This is a genomic window from Brevundimonas sp. GW821-FHT10A07 (assembly GCF_059415785.1).
Map to the genome: position 1 here is coordinate 133,443 of NZ_JBWKNX010000006.1, position 20,492 is coordinate 153,934.

General features: G+C 59.3%; 24 protein-coding genes. 11 read left to right on the forward strand and 13 right to left on the reverse strand.

The window, feature by feature from the left end:
- Positions 1–100: 100 nt before the first annotated feature.
- Positions 101–910 carry a hypothetical protein gene (locus AC07NC_RS06895; RefSeq protein ID WP_494569031.1) on the reverse strand — a complete coding sequence of 270 codons (810 nt, stop codon included), beginning with the start codon at positions 908–910 and terminating at the stop codon, positions 101–103.
- Positions 911–1,028: 118 nt separating this feature from the next.
- On the reverse strand, positions 1,029–2,057 hold the full coding sequence (locus AC07NC_RS06900; RefSeq protein ID WP_494569032.1) for a caspase family protein: 1,029 nt from the start codon (positions 2,055–2,057) through the stop codon (positions 1,029–1,031).
- A gap of 80 nt (positions 2,058–2,137) precedes the next feature.
- On the opposite strand from AC07NC_RS06900, the gene AC07NC_RS06905 reads away from it, so the two are divergent.
- Positions 2,138–3,139, forward strand: a complete 1,002-nt coding sequence (locus tag AC07NC_RS06905) for a hypothetical protein (protein ID WP_494569033.1) — start codon at positions 2,138–2,140, stop codon at positions 3,137–3,139.
- Here AC07NC_RS06905 and AC07NC_RS06910 read toward each other — a convergent pair.
- Together AC07NC_RS06910 and AC07NC_RS06915 are read right to left on the reverse strand one after the other, a co-directional pair.
- Positions 3,112–3,459 carry a hypothetical protein gene (locus tag AC07NC_RS06910; RefSeq protein WP_494569034.1) on the reverse strand — a complete coding sequence of 116 codons (348 nt, stop codon included), beginning with the start codon at positions 3,457–3,459 and terminating at the stop codon, positions 3,112–3,114. The genes AC07NC_RS06905 and AC07NC_RS06910 overlap by 28 nt on opposite strands.
- 9 nt (positions 3,460–3,468) lie before the next feature.
- Positions 3,469–5,169: a type IV secretory system conjugative DNA transfer family protein gene (locus AC07NC_RS06915; RefSeq protein ID WP_494569035.1), complete on the reverse strand. Its 1,701-nt coding sequence runs from the start codon at positions 5,167–5,169 to the stop codon at positions 3,469–3,471.
- A 119-nt stretch (positions 5,170–5,288) separates the two neighbouring features.
- Between AC07NC_RS06915 and AC07NC_RS06920 the strand changes: the two genes are divergently transcribed.
- On the forward strand, positions 5,289–5,600 hold the full coding sequence (locus AC07NC_RS06920; protein ID WP_494569036.1) for a hypothetical protein: 312 nt from the start codon (positions 5,289–5,291) through the stop codon (positions 5,598–5,600).
- 4 nt (positions 5,601–5,604) lie between these two features.
- On the opposite strand, the gene AC07NC_RS06925 is transcribed toward AC07NC_RS06920, so the two are convergent.
- The 3 genes from AC07NC_RS06925 to AC07NC_RS06935 form a co-directional block, all read right to left on the reverse strand.
- Positions 5,605–6,228 carry a hypothetical protein gene (locus tag AC07NC_RS06925; RefSeq protein WP_494569037.1) on the reverse strand — a complete coding sequence of 208 codons (624 nt, stop codon included), beginning with the start codon at positions 6,226–6,228 and terminating at the stop codon, positions 5,605–5,607.
- Positions 6,228–7,388 carry a hypothetical protein gene (locus AC07NC_RS06930; RefSeq protein ID WP_494569038.1) on the reverse strand — a complete coding sequence of 387 codons (1,161 nt, stop codon included), beginning with the start codon at positions 7,386–7,388 and terminating at the stop codon, positions 6,228–6,230. The genes AC07NC_RS06925 and AC07NC_RS06930 overlap by 1 nt, the downstream gene beginning before the upstream one ends.
- An 81-nt stretch (positions 7,389–7,469) precedes the next feature.
- Entirely contained in the window at positions 7,470–8,129 is a 660-nt protein-coding gene (locus tag AC07NC_RS06935; protein ID WP_494569039.1) for a hypothetical protein, read from the reverse strand.
- Positions 8,130–8,544: 415 nt separating this feature from the next.
- Here AC07NC_RS06935 and AC07NC_RS06940 point away from each other — a divergent pair, with 415 nt between their 5' ends.
- The 3 genes from AC07NC_RS06940 (at position 8,545) to AC07NC_RS06950 (ending at position 9,458) form a co-directional block, all read left to right on the forward strand.
- Complete coding sequence (locus AC07NC_RS06940; RefSeq protein ID WP_191554160.1) at positions 8,545–8,766, forward strand: hypothetical protein; 222 nt, start codon at positions 8,545–8,547, stop codon at positions 8,764–8,766.
- The gene (locus AC07NC_RS06945) at positions 8,763–9,104 is read left to right on the forward strand and encodes a DUF3768 domain-containing protein (protein WP_494569040.1); all 342 of its coding nucleotides are present in this window, start codon (positions 8,763–8,765) and stop codon (positions 9,102–9,104) included. The genes AC07NC_RS06940 and AC07NC_RS06945 overlap by 4 nt, the downstream gene beginning before the upstream one ends.
- A 72-nt stretch (positions 9,105–9,176) precedes the next feature.
- The gene (locus AC07NC_RS06950; RefSeq protein WP_494569041.1) at positions 9,177–9,458 is read left to right on the forward strand and encodes a hypothetical protein; all 282 of its coding nucleotides are present in this window, start codon (positions 9,177–9,179) and stop codon (positions 9,456–9,458) included.
- Here AC07NC_RS06950 and AC07NC_RS06955 read toward each other — a convergent pair.
- The 4 genes from AC07NC_RS06955 to AC07NC_RS06970 form a co-directional block, all read right to left on the reverse strand.
- Entirely contained in the window at positions 9,431–9,886 is a 456-nt protein-coding gene (locus AC07NC_RS06955) for a hypothetical protein (RefSeq protein WP_494569042.1), read from the reverse strand. The two genes, AC07NC_RS06950 and AC07NC_RS06955, sit on opposite strands and share 28 nt — an antisense overlap.
- Complete coding sequence (mobQ, locus tag AC07NC_RS06960) at positions 9,876–10,850, reverse strand: MobQ family relaxase (RefSeq protein WP_494569043.1); 975 nt, start codon at positions 10,848–10,850, stop codon at positions 9,876–9,878. Before mobQ ends, AC07NC_RS06955 begins: the two co-directional genes overlap by 11 nt.
- 427 nt (positions 10,851–11,277) lie before the next feature.
- Positions 11,278–11,571, reverse strand: coding sequence for a hypothetical protein (locus tag AC07NC_RS06965; RefSeq protein WP_494569044.1), 294 nt, complete (start codon positions 11,569–11,571; stop codon positions 11,278–11,280).
- Positions 11,572–11,635: 64 nt separating this feature from the next.
- Positions 11,636–11,932, reverse strand: coding sequence for a hypothetical protein (locus AC07NC_RS06970; protein WP_494569045.1), 297 nt, complete (start codon positions 11,930–11,932; stop codon positions 11,636–11,638).
- A gap of 185 nt (positions 11,933–12,117) precedes the next feature.
- Here AC07NC_RS06970 and AC07NC_RS06975 point away from each other — a divergent pair, with 185 nt between their 5' ends.
- Complete coding sequence (locus AC07NC_RS06975) at positions 12,118–12,699, forward strand: hypothetical protein (RefSeq protein WP_494569046.1); 582 nt, start codon at positions 12,118–12,120, stop codon at positions 12,697–12,699.
- A gap of 43 nt (positions 12,700–12,742) precedes the next feature.
- Here AC07NC_RS06975 and AC07NC_RS06980 read toward each other — a convergent pair whose 3' ends face one another.
- Positions 12,743–13,249, reverse strand: a complete 507-nt coding sequence (locus AC07NC_RS06980; protein WP_494569047.1) for a hypothetical protein — start codon at positions 13,247–13,249, stop codon at positions 12,743–12,745.
- Between the two features lie 259 nt (positions 13,250–13,508).
- Between AC07NC_RS06980 and AC07NC_RS06985 the strand changes: the two genes are divergently transcribed.
- The 3 genes from AC07NC_RS06985 to AC07NC_RS06995 are packed head-to-tail and all read left to right on the forward strand — an operon-like array spanning position 13,509 to position 18,457.
- Entirely contained in the window at positions 13,509–14,462 is a 954-nt protein-coding gene (locus tag AC07NC_RS06985; protein WP_494569048.1) for a HamA C-terminal domain-containing protein, read from the forward strand.
- A complete protein-coding gene (locus tag AC07NC_RS06990; protein ID WP_494569049.1) occupies positions 14,459–16,993 on the forward strand; it encodes a DEAD/DEAH box helicase in 2,535 nt (844 codons plus the stop codon). Before AC07NC_RS06985 ends, AC07NC_RS06990 begins: the two co-directional genes overlap by 4 nt.
- Positions 16,994–16,999: 6 nt before the next feature.
- The gene (locus tag AC07NC_RS06995; protein ID WP_494569050.1) at positions 17,000–18,457 is read left to right on the forward strand and encodes an RES family NAD+ phosphorylase; all 1,458 of its coding nucleotides are present in this window, start codon (positions 17,000–17,002) and stop codon (positions 18,455–18,457) included.
- A 32-nt stretch (positions 18,458–18,489) separates the two neighbouring features.
- Here AC07NC_RS06995 and AC07NC_RS07000 read toward each other — a convergent pair whose 3' ends face one another.
- Positions 18,490–19,044: a hypothetical protein gene (locus AC07NC_RS07000; RefSeq protein ID WP_494569051.1), complete on the reverse strand. Its 555-nt coding sequence runs from the start codon at positions 19,042–19,044 to the stop codon at positions 18,490–18,492.
- Between the two features lie 297 nt (positions 19,045–19,341).
- Here AC07NC_RS07000 and AC07NC_RS07005 point away from each other — a divergent pair, with 297 nt between their 5' ends.
- Positions 19,342–19,878 (forward strand): antirestriction protein ArdA, encoded by a 537-nt coding sequence (locus AC07NC_RS07005; RefSeq protein WP_494569052.1) that lies wholly within the window; start codon positions 19,342–19,344, stop codon positions 19,876–19,878.
- A gap of 2 nt (positions 19,879–19,880) precedes the next feature.
- The gene (locus tag AC07NC_RS07010) at positions 19,881–20,177 is read left to right on the forward strand and encodes a hypothetical protein (RefSeq protein ID WP_494569053.1); all 297 of its coding nucleotides are present in this window, start codon (positions 19,881–19,883) and stop codon (positions 20,175–20,177) included.
- Positions 20,178–20,492 lie beyond the last annotated feature (315 nt).

A 20,492-nucleotide genomic window follows, 5' to 3' on the forward strand; every position in this document is an offset into this window, starting at 1 on the left:
GCCGCACCCGAGAGCAAGAACTAGCGTCGCTGGTCCGTGATCCGGCCTATTTCCGGTCGGCGGTCGCAACATGCCGAGCGTTGGGGCTGATGCCGACTGCCTAAGCCAAACGCACGGTGCCGGATTCGCGCGCCTGATTGATGGAAACCCCGTGCCCCTGTCCAGCATCGGCCAGGGTCATGCCGGTGGCACGCAGCGCCTCGATCAAATCGGGCGAGACCAGCGCGGCCTCGGTTGGGGCAAGCAGATCGTCGGATCGCGTCTGCTTCGGTGACGAGGTTTCCATCGCATTGGCGAGGGCGTCGCGCGCCGCTTGGTTTTCGTCCAGCATCGCCTGGAAACGTGGGCTGTCCTTCCCGCCATGGGCGCCAGTGTCGAGCAATTGGGCCCGCTGGAGGTCCAACGCCCGCAACTCGCCTTCCGGCGTTCCTTCGGCGCGGGCTTTCTCGATTTCGATGCGCCGCGCTTCCTCGCGCGCGCGATAGGCGCGCTCGTCCTCGGTCGAGGTGAAGCTGAGATATTTGTCGAAGATCCGCCGCTCGTAGAAATCGCGCATGAAGTCGCCGGTGATGCGGTGGGCTTCGGCCTGGGCCTCGTGCAGCGCGAGTTCGGCGGCCTGTCCGCCAGCGGCGGCGGCGCGGGCCTGTTGCACCGTCGCCTGGGCGGCGACGATCATCGCCGTGACTTCGGCCCGCACGTTGGCGAGGCCGACGCCTCTGGCATGCTCGACCGTGCGGCCCAATCCGCCCAACCGGCTGAGCTGGTTCTGAGCGATCACCAGCGCGGCGGTGCTGCCGCCCTGGCTGGCGGCGTGCTGCAACTGGTCGAGCTGCGCCTCCAGCGCCGCCTGCGCCGCGCCGATCTGCTCCAGCAGCTCCGCGCGGAGGGCGCCCTCCGGCTCGCCGGGCACGGCCCGTCGAGCATCGGGAATGTCAGAAACTGTGGGGCGAAGTGCGATAAAAGCTCCCTACCAACCCGACAACTATAACGCGCATGTCGTTAAGTTTTCGTTAACAATATGAAACCTCTCACACATTGAATCCATACCGTCCTCTCAGATACTGGCGCACCTCTTCAGTAGGCGCTTCTCCATAAGAGGAGGCTACGACACGCCCAAAGTCCTCGATATCTAAGATTCCGTCGCCACCGATCGCAGCCATGAAAGCCGGTTCTCGTTCCGGCTCCACCAACACGAAATAATACGCCCACCGACCGGACGTATCCTTCGCCTTGAGCTTATGGATCAGGTGCCCACGTTCCGAGACATAACGGTCGGCGTCATTCCCCGGAGAGAAAGACACAGGCGGCAACGCCATAGGCAATCGGCTCTGTATCGGGTCCTTCCCGACTGGTGACACGAAAGGCGCCAAGCGGGTCACACAACTCGTCTCCCAGGGCGTCTGCATCTCCTGCGTCGCCCGGCTCACATAGTCCGCGACATGAAGCGACAATTCCCGTGGGGATCGGTGTGGATCTGCCAGGGCGTCGAGGATGCCCCGGCAGAAGGGGCTTGAACCATGTGCGCTGCCGTCGTTCGCCGCATGCCCAGGCGCGGCGGCGTGCAGGACCGTGGTTTGCTTGACCCGGTCATACCGCCTCACCGATTCACCGGCGAGGCCAACGATGCCGTTTCGCGTATCACTTGGCAGATCGTTGGTGCGGCAGGCGTCGATGGTAAACCACTTTTGCTGATCGTCCCGCCAACAAAGTCCGTCGAGCAAATCCGAGAGCCGTTTGCACGACCAGAGGATTGCCTTGCCTGACCCAACGGCATCAATCGGCACGAGGTAATTCTCTCCGCCGTGCTGCAGCCCATGCCCCGCGAAATAGAAAAAGGCGTTCGCCCCAGGCGGCAACCTCTCCAGCATAGTGCTGAACTGCCCAAACGCCGTCGCCATTTCAGTCGCCGTCGCGTTCTCGCAAACCAGTGTCTCGAACCCAAGCTCCCGCAGCCGCATATCGAGATTGACCACATCGCTCGGCGGTGTCCGCAGACGGGGAAAGCTCGGTCCCAAATACATCGCATTGCCGATTAGAAGCGCGACGCCTAACGCCATGGAATTCTCCCCCTTGCCAGCACAGCTTGCCTGCTGAATCGTGGCAAGCGCAACCGCCGGTGTGCGGGATGGGGGACACAATGCCGGTCTATGATCTCATGCTGAAGCTGGAGGGCATGAAAGCACTTTGCGGCGACGGCGTCACCGACGACCACCTGAACTATGCGCTCTTCTATCCAAAGGATCTGGAAGATCGCCGCTCTGACCTCTCCCGCCTCAAGGCAGGAAAGATCGAATTCACCGAGCGGCTAAAATCAGCGCTGACGGAAGAGTTCAACGCGCGCATCGCCCGCAATCTTCTCCCCCGCAATAGTGACGCGGAGCCGGATGGGACCGGCCTGATCCGCAACGAGGATTGGGAAAAGCCAATCCACGAGCTCTTCCAGCACTTAGCCAAGGGCTTAGACAAACAGACGCCCGCCGCGCTCGCCCGCGCCCATAGCGCCATCGCCGCCGCCATCCATACCATGCAGCAGCACCGCGAACACGATCACGCACTACTGGTCGCGGATTACGATCCGTCCAGCGCGGACCTTTACCGCATTCCCGACAATGCAACGCCGATTGATCCCGACCCTCTGCCGGTCATGAACATTCGCGCCGGCGCCCCCATGATCGCGGCCCTCACACGGCCCGTCACCGACCGCACGGCGCGCGGCTGGCTTTTCTATGTTCGCGATCCCGACACACGCGAGGGCGTCGCCCAGTCGGACTATATTTGGGACCAAGACCTCAAAACGATGGTCCACTGGCATCCGGGTGGGCCCTTTGAGATCGCGGCCGACTATGTCGGCTTGTTGCCCGGCTTTCCGGCACGCACCTCAAGCCACACGGGAAAGGTCACGGCTTATCTTTTGGTGGAGCCGACGAAATCCACGGCGGTTGCCGACCTCCTGAGGGGCGGGGACGCATCATGGAATGGGATAGACGCCCCCAATTTCGAAGGCTTTGCCAACCTCGCGACAGCACCCAAGCGGTTATTCCAGAAGGGCAACACGAAGACCTTTCAAAAAGGCACGCTGCCTTATCCCCCGCCCAAACTCTTCCTACGTCACTATCGCATCCTGGAGGGCCGACCCTGAGAGGCGGCTCCCCGCGCTCGCAACTCGTTCTCCAACCACGCCCGCGTCTCCGGATGCAGCCGCGCGAATGCGCCCCCTACCCCATCCGACTGCGTGCGGTGTTCAATCACCGTCACCACGTCCGCCGTCTTGGACCGGGCGATTTTGGCGCGCGGATGGCGCGTGCCGCGCCAGCGGCGTACCCATCCCGCGACCTTCCAATAGACCAGACCTGCCAGGGCGATCTTCGCCCCCGTCCAGGCATCGTCGCCCAGCGCGACCAGCAAGCCAGCCCCCAACAGCGCGAACAGGATGAAGGCACGGTTCAGCAGAAGACCCATTGATCGCTCCTATTGCTGGAAAGTGACGAACAGCGAGTGCCCGCCGCTCGCTCGAAACCGGCGGCCGCCCTGCACCAGCACGCCGTCCACCAGAAAGCCGTTCTCCGGCCCGCCCTTGCGCAGGCCGGAGGCGAAGAAGGACGGCGGCACCAGGTAATCCATCTGTTCCGACCAGCCCCCGCCGGAGTTCCAGCCGCCGGATTCGCCTCGGCTCGTACCCGTCGTCTGCCCACGCGACCAGGAGCTGCTTTCGCCCTCCTGCCGCCCATGGCTACCGCCGCTATTGATCGAATACGAGGCGCTGCCAGTGTCGGAATAGGTCACGCCGCCGCCGCTCTGGCTTCCCGACTGGTGCCCCTTATTCTTGCCGCGCTGGTAGCTGTAGGTCGTCCCGTCATTCTCCCCACGCGACCAGCCACCATTCTCCGACCAGTTGCCGCTCGCCCGCCGCACGATGCCCTTGCCGATCAAATCGGCCGCGTACTGGTTCGTGGCCACGTCGGTGTTCGTATGGAAAATCTTGGTCTGGAAATTCCCAAGCAGGGCATCGGTCGCGGCCTTCGGGTCGCGCCCCGGTTGGGTGGCGTAATAGTTCGACAGGTTCTGGGTCAGGTAGATGGTCGCCGCCATCGCGCTGCGCGCCGTGCTTTGGAATTCCAAGTCGTAGGCCAATTTGAACAGCTGCGATTCATCGACGTAGAGGAAGCCGGGCCGGGTGTGCGGGCCGACCAGCCGCGCCTCGACGCTCCGCTGCCAGCAATATTTCATCACCAGCGCGGCCATCACCCCGTTGATGCCCATCGTCTTGATCGGGCAGTCCACGATGATGATCGCGCCTTCATGCGTCAGTTCCGGCACCACCGTCGTGTCGGTGCAGAACATCTCGTGCAGATGGCCCCGTAGGAACGGGCTGATGGTCGCCGTCAGCGTCGCCACCACGTTGCTACGCGTCTTCGGATCGAGGCGGATGAAATTCCCAAACCAGTAATCCTGCACCGCCCGGCGCGAGGCTTCACTCATCGGCGGCCCGCGCGTCGCATCATGCGCCTGCTCCATCGCCCAGTACCAATAGGAGCCCGCGCGCCATTTCGGATCGCGCATGTCCTCAGGCCGGTTAGGTGCGGTGGTGATGAACTGCATCAGTTCATCGAGCCGGAAGCGTCCGGTGGCGGCGATCAGGGGCTCAATGGCGTTCGCCAGCAATTCCCGCATGGCGGAAATCCAGAACCCGCCCTCCTCCTGGGCCTGGTTCAGCGCCACACGCATCGCCTCGACCATCACCATCATCAGTGACACGAGGTTGAACACGTCCGTGCCAAGCCCGTCGGCGCGGCGCATCTCATGTTCGATGAAGTTGAAATGGCGGCCCGAGCCGGGCCGCATGATGATCACATCGTCGCCTCGGCCGCATTGCTGCGCGGCGCGGATGCAGCGCTCGGCCTCGCCCGGCTTGGCGCAGAGGATAAGGCCGCCCCACCCCACCCCCATCATGGCCATCAGCAGCGCGATGCCCACGCCGCTCGACTTCCCGCTCCCCGTCGCACCGAAGGCGAAGATGCCCTCGAAAAAGTCCCTCACCCGTAGCGCATCGCCTTCGCTGTTGAGCCAAAGCAGCGGCGTGTCGAGGTCATTGATGAATCGGGAAGCCGTCGCCGGAGGCTTTCCGGTCGTGGTTCCGAGACGCGAGCGAAAGGGGCGAAGGAGATCCATGCCCCTGTTCTGCCCCGCATCCTCCTGAGTCTGCATTGCAGATCATTGGCTGCAATAGGCGGCAATCCTCAGCCCCGCGCGATCCCCTTAGCTGCGGATCCGAACAGAAGGAACATGCCATGCGCCGCCCCCCCCCTGAGCGTCCCAATCTCCTGGCCAGCTTCGCCCGCGAAGTGCTGGACGACACCCGCGCCAAGCTGATCGACGAGGGCTGGTTCCAACGTCCCAAAGCCGAACGGCAAGGAATCCTCGACGACCTTCGCAACCTCTACGGCCGCGATCCCGAACCAACGAAGGGGGGGGGCCAGCCTTGGAGCGACCACCTCAAAGAGCGGCCCGCCAACGGCTGGGCGGGGATGGATTGGAGCGAACGCGTGGAGGCAATGTCGCGCTCACGCATGGAGGATGAAGGACCTGAAATTGAGCGATGACAGCTCAGTCTTTCCGCTCATCAGACTCCCGAGGCCCGAACACAAAATCCCCCAACCGTTCAGCAAACACCTTAAGTTGCGAATTTTTACGTCTCTCATCAGACGCAGCAAAGCCGTCACGATATGTTCGCGTCTTACGCTCCTGCGCCGATAAAACATCATTTCCGATGCGCATGTTACGATATGAAATTTTTAATGGCGTATTTGCTTCCACATCTTCAAGATTAAAAGCTGCCGCCGATTTAGCTTGTTCGCTAGACCATTTTTCTTCGGTCCAAAATTTTTCAAACTGCGGACGCAAAAGTTCGCGTGCGACATCAAGATGTTCCTTACAGAACACATATCCCTTCCGCCGCTCAGAGAGCATGATTCCTTCATATGGCTGAAAACGCCGCCCGCGCTTGTCCCGGAACACTCGCGCATCTTGCCGAAACAGCAAATCCATTACGCCCAAGACGGAATGGTTCGCCTTTATCAAGATCGCAGAGCCATCTTCAATAAGGTCGCCTTTTTGCGCTTCTAAGAGGATGGATCGGGCTTCGCGATCAGTGACGCTGGAAGGCACCACCACAGGCGTCCATTCAGGAGCGACCGGATTTTTGGAAAAGAGAAAAGGGCGTGCCCGCATCAGGCTAATCCTCGCACTAGAGAGGATGGATAGCGTGTGTCGAACCCGTCTTTAATCTGCGCGAAATGCTGATGGATCACGGCGCTTGCCTCTTTTTGGCTGCTCACCTTCAAAGCAATCTCAGCCAGTTTACGTTGCCGATCTTCCTCAGTCTGTATGGCAGGATGCTTGAGCAAATCGCCAATTCGATCCACATCGGCAAGATCAATACCCAAACCGTCGATAAGACGTCGCAACGTGGGCGATTGCTGTACTGTGTCCCCGATAAAATGCAGCGCACGCTTCCACCAAGGAATTCGCCGACTGGCCTCGGCCCGGCGCTGGGCTTCCAGTTCGACGGCGTGACGAGCAAGTTCAGCTTCGATCAAGTCCGGGATCAGGCAAGCCACCGGAATATCGACATTGACGGGCTCGATCTCAGCCAACGGGTTGATTACCATGCCACCGCTGATCTCATCCAATACCGCGAACCTTCGCCCTACCGAACTTACCGGAAGAATGCGGACAACGGAATTCTCATCCTGCTTTGCAAGGTAACGAGCTACCAACGGAATTCCTAGAAGGAGGTCGCGCACTGCCCGTAGTGTATCGTCCGCCTCGGGGAACAGATCCCACTTCGTAACTAGGAAATAGTGATTTTGCCGTAGCATGGAGCGCTTACGATTACTATTGATCCAGAAATCAACAGTCGCACCGATAGAGTCGAGCAATGCGCCGGTTGGGCGGGCACCGGCCTGGAGCGAGCGATAGACCTCCGCACCATCAACCACGCAGATGACGACATCGCACTCGGCGGCTAGTCGCTCAATATCCTCCATCCTATCCGCTACAGTTGCGTTCGTGGCTCCACCACTGGATGCGATCGTTCCACCTGCGTAATCATAGAATGTTGCTTTAGTGCCGAGGAAGGATTCTCCAATCGCCGTATCGATGAAGAAGGAGAATGGAATCTCATGCGTTTCGGCCAGTGCCGTCCCCTCAGGCCAGTCCCCATCTAGCCGATTGTAGATGGAACGAAGCCGGCCCCGTGCTGCTGCGGATGTCTCGCACCGCAGCCCGATATGGTTATCGGCAATCGTTAGTGTCTGAAAAAGCGACGCCAGATAGACTGTTTTGCCTGAACCCGCGCCGCCGCTCAGAAAAACCTTTACCGCTTGCATGATGTGTACCCCCGATGCCCTAGAGCTGAACCCTAACTTGCATACGGTGACGCTCGCAAACTCCATTGTGGAGGATTGTGATTAGGGATGGCTTCTCGCAGTTTCACTGGCTCTCTCTGACGTGCGCCGCCGATGGGCGGCTATCAGGAACGCCCCAGCGGTAACGGTAGCGACCACGCTGGCGATGATGACGCCCTTCTGAGGCGTCATCCAACCCGAGGGCGTGAACCGCTTTCCCGCAAAGGTTGCGCCAGCATTGGTCGCCTGGCGCTCAACGGCTTGGGGAAGTTCACGCAGCTTTTTAAGCGGCGTGGTTTCCACGACTTTCGTCAGATCGAGTTCAAGCGCGGAACTGGATTGAGCCGAACTCCAATTCCCAGCGGATTGGAACCGTTCAAACGTGGGCATCATAGCGTCATGCGCGGCGTCTAAATGCGACTGCAAGATTTCGACGGTCGAATCCCGGTGACGAAGGATGAACCCTTCTCTGAAATCCACTCGACGGTGGTGCATGTCAGTGAGGCCAGATGCCCGCTTTTGAAAGATGATGTCGAAAGTTCCCAATTTACTGTGCTGGCGTGTAGCTCTTATCGCCTCTCCCGGCGCAGTGCTATGGGCGTTTTGCGCGACTTCCAGCAACAAGTTCCTGGCCTCTCTGTCTAAAATAAAGCCAGGCAATACAACCGGATGCCATTCGGATATCTTCTCGCTTTTTGCGAACATGAACGGGTATGCTTTCATGCATTTTAGTATATCATCTTAGCTGATTTGCAATGTTACATTTCATTGAAGATTAAATACGTACTTGAACAACCCCTTCTATCCCGCTCAAGGATCGGTTCATCCCGTTTCCGCGCAGGGCTGAACGCCTGGAAAACGCCTGGATGAAGGCCGCACACCACCGCCCCGTCATTGCGCAACTCATGGCTGGGCATCCCATAGTTAGGGGCGCGAACCACTCACGGCTCTCATGAGGAGCGGTGTGGCACTGGCCCGGACGCGTTCAACCCAACTCGCTTCCTCCGCCTGACGGCTCCGTGCAGCTCCGTTCCCTCCGGGCGCTGGCGCGGGGTGTGATCGCGGCCTCGATGGCCGGTGCCCCTGGGCTCCCATGAGCCGCGGAAATGGTCCGTGGCTCGAACCAGAGGAGACCATCATGGCTAAGAACCAATCCCAACAATCGGGCCGCAAGCCCACACACCGCATCTTCCGCGTCGTCGGCGACGGCGAGAACGCGGTCTGGACCGAGCTCGGCGCTGCCTGGGCGCATAAGGACGGCAAAGGCTTCGCGATTTCCTGCGACGCCATCCCGCTGGCAGGCCGCATCGTCATGCGCGCCATCACCGAGCGCCCAGCCGGGAAAGGGGGCGACCAATGAGCCCCACCATCGCCTCTCAGGCACGCATTCGCGAGCTCAACGATGCGTTCCGCACCACCGGCCCCTCAGCGGGCCGGTGGATGATCACCCAAGGCGTCCAGGCGGAAGGTCCAGCCTTCGTCCTGATGGCCACACGGGCCGTGCAAACCTTCGACGGCTTCTCGCCGGACAACGACCCCTACGGTGAGCACGATTTCGGGTCGATCAACCTGGCCGGACAAGTCCTGCTCTGGAAGATCGACTATTACGACCCCGCGCTCCGCTACGGATCGAACGACCCGAGCGACCCGGCGCAAACCGCGCGGGTGCTCACCATCATGCTGGCCTCGGACTATTGAGGCCAGCCGATCCCGCCGCCGGCACCCGCCGGTGGCGGGACGAAAGCCCAGCCTGCATGGTAATGGCGTCCCATGGAAGACGAACTCGCCGACGATCCGGTCTACCGGCTCGGCCTCATCATGGGGCGAATGCACGCCATCAACGAACTGATGGCGCGCTTCGCCGAGGGCGACGCCCCGCCGCACGATCCGGCCGCGCAACTGCGCGACATCGTCCTCCGCCAGGAGAGCCTTTCCAAATGGCTCGCCCAGGCCAAAGCCGAAGTCGATGTGGATTACCAAGTCCTCCTGGAGGAACTGCAAACGGCCGAGCAGGCTGCCGCCGATCAGGGCGCGCCCCCCTCCCCCGGATAATGCAGCGTGATGCGTTCGATCAGCGGCTCGCCCGCCTGTGGCGCTGGCCACAGGGCCGGATTGAAGGCGCGGATGAAGGTCACCCGCCTTCGGGCCAGCCGCTTGCGTAGATCGGTCAGGTTCCGGCCTTCCAGATGCAGGATGCAGTCGGTCAGCATCAGGTGCAGTTGGTCGTCGCCGAGATATCCGACGCGCACCAAAAACCGGTACTGGATCTCCTGCCCCTGAGGGATCTCGCCCTTCAGCCACCACGACACATCGCAGGTTTCGAGGTCGTCGGCGGGCGTGTAGCCGTAGGCCTTGTACGGCCCGCTGCCGACCGCCTGCTCATCCTCGACGGGTTGCCCAGCGGTCTTCGCGTCACGCGGCTCCTGCACACGGTTGGCCCAACCGCCCTTCTGAACGAATTCGTTAAAGCTACCACTCATGGGAAACCTCCTTGGACGGGGGTGGGGGTTGCGGTCGGCGCGGCCGTTTCCGCCAATGGTCCATCAGCCCATCGGTGAAGGACCGGATGGCGGCGACATCCCGCGTGAACTTCGCCGCGTCGCGGCGCTCATAGGGGACGAAGGCGCGGTAAAGCTCGTTGCGCTTCACCACCGCCAGCCAGTTCGCAACGCGGGCTTTCATATGGCCGTAGGCGTTCTCGATATGCCGGGCGAGGCCCAGATGCGGCTCCGCCGTTCGGCGGATGCCCTGGGCCTCCAGCGTCCGGTGGTCGATCCGCGCCGCCGCATTCGCAGCGGCCAGCGCGTCGTTGGCGTGGGCAGCCCACGCCTCGCGCCACACATGGATGTTGCGCTGCGCATCGAGCGCTTCGATCCGCGCCGCCAGTTCCGGCGTCTCGCCCTTGCGGAAGGCGTCCTTCGCCTCCCGCAGCGCCGCCTCCACCACCGGGTCTTCGTTCCACTCTCGCGCCTTGCCCTTGGCAAAGCCCGTGGGCGTGGTCGCATCCAGTTTGCGCATCGTCAGCATGATGTGGGCGTGGGGCTGCTCCCGCCCGTCCGCCCCCAGCGGCGCGTGGATGGCGATGTCCGCCACCATTCCCCGCGCCACGAACTGCTCCCGCACATAGGCATGCACCAGCGCGATCCGCGCCTCCGGCCCGACCTCGCGGGGTAGTGAAATCTCGACTTCCCGAGCGACCTGCGCGTTGACCCGCGTCTCGGCCGCCTCGGCTCGATTCCACAGCTGGTATCTGGAGAACACCCAGTCCGGCGCCCCCTCCGGCGCCAGGATCACCGAGTGCCGGACATCGGGTTTGCGGTAGCGAAAGGCTCGCTCCAGCCGCTCGTCATAAAGCCGTTGGCCATGTCGGTAGGCGGCGGACTTGACCGCCGATTGCCCCGCCGACCGTTGAATGACCTTAGCCCGGAAGTGGTAGATCGCCATGAACCGCCCTGGTGTTTGAACCGGGTGGCCTGCCATCGTCATCCATCGTTTTGAGTGTGGATGTGCACTGATACAAACTGTGCCAGTTTGTGCACAAAAACTCAATGATTTGATGCGCTTGACATTAGCCCGGTTGTGTTTTTCGCTATCCGCTCAACCACGCCAGAGGCGGCTTTTCAGGGCGATTGCCGGTCGTTGCGACAGGGGTATTCCAAAGGACGGAAACCCGCCGCCCGACCGGGGGCCAAGACCATTCCACAGACGGCGTGGCGCTCACTCCCACCCACCCGGTGACGAGGAGATCGTCCCTCCCCCGTTCGCGGGATCGCTGGCGGCTACACATCGTCGGGAGGCTCGACGAGCGCCCCGCTGGCGATCAGTCGGCATACGAGATAGATGCCGACGAGGAGGCTTCTGATCTGGTCGATCATCGCCGCCTCCACAGATAGCGTCGGCTCGGCTTCCCGATCGCGCGCAGCACAGTCGCCACGACGCCATCGACCATCACCAGCACGACGGATCTCGCCCGTTCCGCTGTGTCCATTCCATGGTCACGCCGGAGGGTGGCGACCGCATCGGGCGACAGCCGCAACGCCATCCGCCTCTCCCCCAGCGGTAGTTCCAGATCGGCGTGGCGCACGACCAGTTCGACCAGCCAGGGCGGCACCGCGCGCTGCTGCGCACGACGCCCGGCATGGGTCGTCATCTCGACCTTGCTCATGGTAGGGGCCTCCTTGCATGTGTCGGGAAAGCCGGGGCGCGACCAGCGCGCCCCGGTGTTCGGGTCAAAGGCCCAGTTGCTCGTTTGACGTCATGGCGCGGTACGCGCCGTAGCAGGGGGAAAAGAGCCACCCTGCGATGCTGCCGATACCAGGGATCAGGATCGACAGCCCGACGAACAGCCCGCAGCAGACGAAGAAGTCCCTCGGGCTCTTGAAATAGATCGCCACACCCAGGGCCCCAAAGAAGAAGCCCAGGATGAAGGCGACCACCGGGTTCTTCGGCTCCGGCAGCGGCGGGAGGTTATGAATGACCTGCGCGCCCCCCTTGGCGGCAGTGTGCAGATGATGGAGATTGGACATCGGCTGTTCCTTTCCGGCAGCCCGCGCCCATCGCGCGCCGCCGAAAACGACCGTCCATCAGACCCCACACAACGTCAGTTGCAGGCTATTGCGGACATCTGCTCCAGGGCCTCAGCTCCACTCGCCCGCCTGGCTAGACTCGTTCGCCCGGCACCGGTTAGTTGTGCTAACACACGGGGGCGACGATGACTGACGTACTGCTGAGAAGTGGCGAACTACGCCTGCTGATCGACGAGATCAGCATTCATTTTGAAGACGGCCGTCTCACGAACGAAGACGACGTTCGACTAGTGACCAGCCTCATGGAAGAGCTGGATCAACAGATCCGCACCTACGCCAAAGCCCACCTGATTAGACCCGCTGGGTTTGGCTTCCCCACGGGACCACATTTCATTCTTTGGCCAATTGCCGTCCTTTTCTCTGTCGGCTCTTTTGCCCGGTGGTCGAGTTGGCTTCGGACCATCGATGATATGGCGTTCGTGACCGTTTCCCTGGAAGATGGATCGATCATCCTGAAAGGCAAAAGGAAGCTTTCTGCTGCCGGAGTGTTCGTAGCGGGATCGATCTTCGGAAACGCCATCCCGGAGTCAGAGCCAGGAAAATTTGCTCACGCCACCGTCGTCGAAGCCATCAATATGGGCTCGCACGTTGCACTCGCTGGACTGCGAGAATTTTTCCGTGAACGCGATCTCGAAGGAGACGGGAAAATCGACGGAAACACCATCATCATCTGGGTCCGCCGACATGAGGATGATGAAGAGTCGTGATCGTTGCGACGCCGTGCTGCGCAGAACCAACAGCTTCCCAGCTTCACCCCACCAGGCGTTCACGCGCCTCTTTCGTTTGCTTCAGCAAACCATCGAAGCGAGCCGTCGCCGTTTCATCTTTCTCTAGATGGTTGCGGCTGAAACCCAAGCGGCGTCGGGCCGTTGTCATATGTCCTCTTACCGCGCTCACCGCCTCGATCTGAGACGTAGTAAGTTCAAGGAGCGGAATGGAGGCGAGCGTAGCGAGGACGGCATCCGCAGCATCTTCCGAGGCAGCAATATTCCCTCGCGTGAATGACTTTGCGCCAGCTTTCCTGTTCAGTGTTTCGAGCGTCGAGATTGCGAGGTCGATAATGGCACAAATGGCTGCCTGACGAGCCCTCTTCTGCTGCTCCGCCCCGCTATGCGCTCTCCTGCTGTCCCGCGAAGCTAGAATCCAAGTCGCTAAAATCGCCGCGATACCGCCCAGCGCCTGAGCCCAACCTGCCCAATCCGTCGGATCGGCAACTACTTCAATCGGTACAACCATGATGGCGGCCAGGTCGCACATCAACGGTTGAAGCGCCGTAAACGGCCAATGGTGCCCTCGGCGCGCTTCGAAAATCCTCACACCACCAAGGCGCGAGCGCGACTTGTGTCGAAATGTAGCCGCTATGGGCGCGCCTCGACCCCTAAGTTTCCTGGCCACCTAGAACGACCGAAGAATTTCTACTTACATTATCATCGCGTAGCGCTACCATTCTTCCCAAAAGGGACACGCTGGAGGGGAATTGGTTCACACAGCCGCAGACGAAACGGAACAACCAGACTTGGATATAGTCCTCGCAGCCTTGAGGCGCGACTATAGCAAGCTGGGGCCGCGTATCAGGGAATTGAACCATGAGGTTGTGTGCGAATGCAGCGGAGTGAAACTCCGGCTACATTTCCCTTCCTTCCGTCAAGGCAAAGCCACAGTTCATGAATTGGTGGAACTGATATGGCTGCATCTCACCCCATTCTCCCTTACACGCGCCGAGATCGGAAAGATTGATGCGCTTTATGGGAAGGTGCCGGTCGATGAATTCAAGTTAAAGACATTGCAATTAAACGACACGGCAGCGAATCTGTTCATCCGCGCTCACAAGGCTACCAATCGAAATGGGGAGGCCGGTGAACTAATCCTTTTTCTACTTACTGAATGGATTCTAGGCGCTCCACAGATCATCGCAAAAATGAGCCTGAAGACTAACCGTGAAATGCCCGTTCATGGTGCTGATGGCGTCCATGTCCGGTACTGCCCGGAAACCTCGCGCCTCTTTATCTACTGGGGCGAGTCAAAAATGTACGCCGACGTTGGCGCAGCCATCGAGGCGGCTGTCACCTCGATTGCGGAGTCGTTGGACCCCGCGAAGATCGGCCACGAGATACAACTGGTTCAGCGGAATATCGACTTCTCGGGGCTGGATGACGGCGGCAAGGCTGCGCTTCTCCAGTATCTCGATCCGATGGACGAAGCCTACAACGAGCGCCGGGATGTCATCACCTGCCTCATCGGTTTTGACTTTGACGGCTTTGAGAAAGCGGCCACGTCCGGATCTGACGCAGCGGAACAGCAGTTTAGAAGCCTCGCAACCGAGCGGCTAACGGCTCTTGCCCCCAAGGTAGCCAAGGCGCTCAAGAAAGCGGGCATCGACGGTCAGGATGTAGAACTTTTCTTCTTCCCGCTACCGGCGGTCCAAGAGTTTCGCGACCTGTTTCAGGAAAAGATCGGCTGGAAATCGTGATCCAAGAACTGTCCGAAAAGGTTTGGGGAAATCCGCGCTTCCATGAAGCGGCGCAACGGATTGAACTCGCATGGCTCACCAAGGAACTGGGCGTAGAGGCCTCTATTCCCGAAGATCTTTCGGATGCGACACGACTGATGCGAGCAGCAGCTATCTTGGCCTGCTCCGAAACAGGCATCCATCGTCGGGCGGCATTTCGCGTAGCCACTTGTGCATATGAGTTGTTTGGCGCTCAGACCGTACCGCTGGATCAGGCTCTGCGTGTGGTCCTCACACGACTAGGGAATTTCCCGTCCATCGGCACTCGTAAGGACGTTGAATCGTCCCAGGCTAGCCTGCCGTTGTCGCTGGCAGCCGAAGAGATCGCATCCGCCGACCACCGTGAGGTGATGATCAACGGCAAGCTCGTTCATTTGACCGACTTCCAGCATGACCTTTGGTCGAGCCTTATCCGGAACCGCAGAATTGCTCTTGCTGCGCCCACCTCTGCGGGAAAGTCGTTCGTTCTCCAAGGCTTTCTGTCTGCGCTATTTGGCAAGGACGCGCCGCGTAGCGTCATCTACCTCGTGCCGACGCGCGCACTGATTTCTCAGGTCGCCGACGACCTCACTGCCCAGTTCAAAGACTACGCCCACGAGGCTCCAAGCATCGTGACCGTCCCAGTCGATTCGGACACCCCGCTGGACAAGCGAGTGATCTACGTCATGACGCAGGAGCGCGCACAGCTAGCTCTAAGTGCCCATCCGGACTTTGCCGCCAGTGTCATCATCGTAGATGAGGCTCATTCCATAGCGGACGGGTCACGGGGCGTGCTGCTGCAATGGGTGATCGATGATCTGCTTGTGAGAGACCCTTCGGCCCAGATTCTTTTCGCGAGTCCGTCGATCAGGAACCTTGACGTTTTTGGACGCCTTTTCGGCCTCGATGACGTCATTCCATTTTCTTCAATCGAGCCCACGGTTGCGCAAAATTTTCTCGTTGCGAAAGTTGAATCAGCGACCAAGGGAAAAATCTCCGTTCTCACGGCTGGAGATGGATCGCAATCCTTACGGCAGGTAACCGCGCTTCAACTTGACCGGACCTTGGCAAGCCGCATCGACAAGTTGGTTCATATCCCGGCCGTCCTCGGGAAGGGTCACTCAAACATCGTGTACGCGAATGGCCCGGCAGAGGCTGAAAAGGTCGCGATGCAGTTGGCCGAACTGTTTGCCGATCGGGAACCCACGGAAAAACGCCTCGCGCTTTCCGACCTCGCCAAAGAAGCGGTGCACGCCAATTATGGCCTCGTGGAATGCGTCAAATACGGCGTTGCTTTCCACTATTCCAACATTCCAACGCAGTTGCGGCGGGCGATTGAGGCCGCAGTCTCATCGGGCGACATCGACTATCTTGTGTGCACAAGCACCCTACTTCAGGGCGTGAACCTGCCTGCGAAAAATATCTTCATGTTCGCGCCCGAAAAAGGGAAAACAAACCCGCTGGACTCGACGGATTTCTGGAACTTGTCTGGCCGAGCAGGCAGGTTGCGCAGGGAATTCCAAGGCAACATTTTCCTGATCGATTACGACAAGTGGAAAAAGAAACCTCTCGATGGACCGAAAGATTCAGTCATTGTCCCGGCTATCGAAACCAGTATCAACGATCATCAGGATAGTTTGATGACGGTGATTTCGGGCTCGAACGCCGCCGCCCGTGGTGACGATGCGAACTTGGAAACGACATTTCTCCGTCTCTACACGGACTTCAAGAATGGCGACTTGGACCAGACGTTTGAACGGATTGGCGTTGAGGCTGACAGCCCTCAATCAGCGTTTTTGTCTGCGGCGCTTCTGGACGCCGGGGAACGGGTCACGATTCCAGCCGAGGTCCTGCGCCGCACCCCTAATGTGTCTGCGCACAAGCAACAGAGAATATTTGATAAGCTGAACGCCAGGATCGCCGAAGGAAAGGAAGGAGCTAAATCCCTGATCCCGCTGCATCCGCGCGAAGGGGACGCGTTTAAGTCATACGCGGACATCCTGGAAATTTGCCATGAGTTGATCCTAGGATTTGATACAGCGCGCGGCCTTCACCGGTTTCATGCGCTGATAGCGCTCAAGTGGATGAAAGGCCTCCCGCTGCCGCAGATCATTCAGGAGCAGATCGACCGTGCGCCGGATAAGCCGAAACAGACCACTATTCGTAACACTTTGACTTTGATCGAGACGGATATCCGATTCCAAGCCGTCCGCATGTTCGGCTGTTACAACACACTTTTGGTCTACGGATTGGACAGTGCTGGCTATGTCGATCTTGTAACCAGCATACCATCTGTTCCGCTCTATCTTGAAGTCGGCGCGTCCGACAAAACGATGATCAGTTTCATTTCGCTTGGTCTCTCTCGGGTCACGGCGATGAAGCTGAATGAACTTTCCGCTCGAAAAGATCTGGACACCGCTGGAGCACTCCAATGGCTTCGTACCCGGCCGCTTGAGGCGCTTGGGTTATCGCCATTGTTGCTCGCAGAGGTGGCTGCCTTGGCGAAGGCATAGATCTCCATGAAACCTGTGAATCTCGGCGACATTGACGATGACATTGAAGATGCGCCGCGCGTTTGTCACTCCTGCATTGGCGATACCCAACTGAACACGGAGATCAGAAGATTCGGCCAGCCAGCACCCTGTGATTATTGCGATAATGTTCGCTTAAGAACAGTTTCAATTGCAAAGCTCGCTGAGCGAATCGACCCTGTCTATCGCATCATGGTAGGCGTAGGCGATCAAGAGCCGGACTTCGACCAGGATAGCGATAATGTTCGTTGGATTATTCGAGGAGATAAGCCGAGTCAGTTGATCGGTGATATGATCAGTTGCGCGGACGATAGTATCGCCGAAGCTATTGTAGAACAGCTAGGGTCCGATCATTCTTACGCCATTGGAATGGGCGAAGACCGAGACTTGTACGACGACAGCGAGGACATATTCGTCGTTGAAACCCCGGAAGATCCAGAATTTCGGATGGCATGGGAATCCTTTTGCCAGTCGATCAAACATGAGCGGCGTTTCTTCAGTGTCGGCGCAATCACCCTGCTCGATAAAATTCTTGGTGCAATTCTTGAGGGTCGCCAGAAAATATTCCGGAACGTTATCCGAACCATTGGACCGGAGGACGAAGATCGATTCGTCTTTAGAGGGCGGCTGGCTAACGAAGAAGGGGCAAGAACGAGAATTTACGCAGCGCCAATAGCCGAACTATCAGCACCGCCTCCGACCCACGCCACAGCAGGACGTATGAACTCTGCTGGTATCAGCGTCTTTTACGGCAGTGCCGATGCCGCAACAGCGGCGGCGGAGTTGCGTGTGCCGGTGGGCGGTGTCGCGGTAGTCGGTCGGTTCGAGATTATAAGACCGCTGCGATTGCTCGACCTCACACGCCTGGAACTCGTTCACAACGATCTGAGCTATTTTCATCCCGACTACTTTACAATGCACAGCCACGCCTCTTTCCTGCGAGGGTTCCATCGTGAAATTCGAAAGCCGATCATTCCCGGCCGAGAGACACTGGAATATCTCCCAACCCAGGTAGTCGCAGAATACCTTTGGACGCGTGGAAAATTGGCCGTGGACGGCCTGATTTTTAGCTCGTCTCAAGTAAGTGGCGGGATGACGAACATCGTCCTGTTTCCACATGCATGCGTGGTCGAGAACGCCCCCGACGAAGTTCGAAGAGAGGTCGCCGGAGTTTATCAGTTCGGTGGAAGTGATGAGGAAGCTCCAGACGGTGTAGAAACCGTCTATCTTCATCCTGTTCCTCCGACTCAAGAGGCTGTCAAGGAAGATAAAACTGGCTTGGGAGATCTATGGTTCGAACCGATTGTCGAGGAGCCGAAGCCCACAGTCGCCGCCAGCCTCCGCCTGGATATTTCAACGATCCGCAAGGTTTCTGTCGATGCTATTCAATACGTCGTTTCTGAAACGCCTGTAGAGATGCACGAGGAAACGCAGATGCCCTTTTGAGGGCAAAACAAAGTACGGCTGGATTCCATACATCAGGGCATGGCCTCCACCTTCGCCATGTACTCAGTCACATGCCGCTGTAGCGCAGCCTCGTCGATGCCTACGTCCTTGCGGACCTGCACCATCGCCAAGTCGAGTTCATCGACTACGCCCGCGAAAAATTCCGCCTCCTCATTCAACTCCACGATCAATTGCGCGCGGCCAGTTGGGGTCGAAAATTCGACCGCACGCTCTCGCCAGAAATGGTGTGTCAGGAAGTTCCTTCGTCTGTTTGCCTCCTGAATTTTGGCTTTCAACTCATCGCTCAGAACAGTCGATTCCGTCACCCGCCTGATGAGGGTCCCCATTACCTGCCGGTGCTGCTGATCGAGGAAGGCGTCAAACGCCGCCTCATATTCCGAGCGTTTGAACGTCTTGCCGTTGGCGCGATAATCGCTTTGTACCTTGGCCAGAAAGTCCGACCATAAGAGCGCCATCGCCAAGCCGGTTTCTAAAACTCCAGCTTCGTAGAAGGCCCGCCCAAAGTAGGCGAAGACTTCTTTGACCTCTTCTTCTGCGGTGTTTTGCATCAGCAACACATACTGCATATGAAATTTCAGCTCTATATCAAAAGTCGCATTGGACGTTGCCTTACGGCCCGCGCTCTACTCGCTGGCGCTCACGGAACCGCCGCCGCCGTTTCCGCCATCCGGTTACGATCCCTAACGCATAAGGCTGGGGCGCTGCCCCTGGCGCGCTTTGGAGCGTCGTCCGCCCAGCTTCCTTCACCTGCGGTTCCGTGCAGCCGGTTCCCCGCGACGCCGCCCCGCCGCTTGCCCCCCGCTGTTCGCCACGAGGCAGGGTTTCAGATCGCACCTGAAACCCAAACCCACTGGAGGACAGACATGGGAGCCATCACTGCCACCAACACCGACCAACCCCGCATCTATGTGGCCTGCCTTGCCGCCTACAATCAGGGCCGCTTGCATGGCGAATGGATCGATGCGGCGCAGGAGCCCTGGGCGCTTTACGACGCCGTGCGCGCCATGCTGGACGCATCGCCCGTCGCCGGGGCCGAGGAATGGGCCATTCATGACCATGAGGGGTTTGGGCCGCTACGGATCGGGGAGCATACCGGCTTCGACCGCGTCAGCGAGTTGGCCGCCTTCATCGCCGGGCATGGCGAAATCGGCGCGACCTTACTGGATTACTACAGCGGCAGTCTGGACGAGGCGCGCGACGCGCTGATCGACCGCTACCTTGGCGCTCACGCCAGCCTTGCCGATTATGTGCAGGAGATCACGCAGCAGACCATCGCCGTTCCGGATGCGCTGCGCTACTACATCGACTACGAGGCCATGGCGCGGGACGCCGAACTGAGCGGCGACCTGTTCACCCTCACCACCGCGTTTGACGTGGTGCATGTGTTCGCGGGGTGCTGACGATGGAGCAGCAACCCCACATCCACCGCTTCCTCTGGCAGGGCATCGAGATCGAGGCGTCCTACTGGCCCAGCAAATGGGGCGCGATTGCCCATCTGGAGATCCGCAGCATCCGCCCGGATCGCGCGCCGCTGCCCATCACCGAAACCGGCTATCGCTCGCACTTCCTCCCGTGCGGCACGGTCGAAGCCAAGGGCGGCGATGTCGTGGCGCAGGTCACGGCATGGCTGAACGAAGAAGCCGCAAAACCCGCATGGCGGCGCTACGTCGATGCTTCCCGGCAACTGTCGTTGTTCTGATGGGGGGCCGGTGTGGACAACGGGACGTTTTCCGTCGCTGGCGTGGGCCGGTTCTGCTATCTCAAATGAACGAAAAAGAGCAACGACCTACACAATTCCTGCACAGGTCAGACTACGCCAAATATCCTTCTGTATTATAAACGTTTCTAGTAGTCACATTACCGAATTGCTACAAGAAGATTACATCAACAAGTTGATTTTATTCATTAAATAGCGTATAATTTTTACTGCACAAATATGCACAGATTGGCAAAATCAATGACTTAGTGGAGATTTTCTGCACAGTTTCCATACAGACGATACACCGAAGGACCG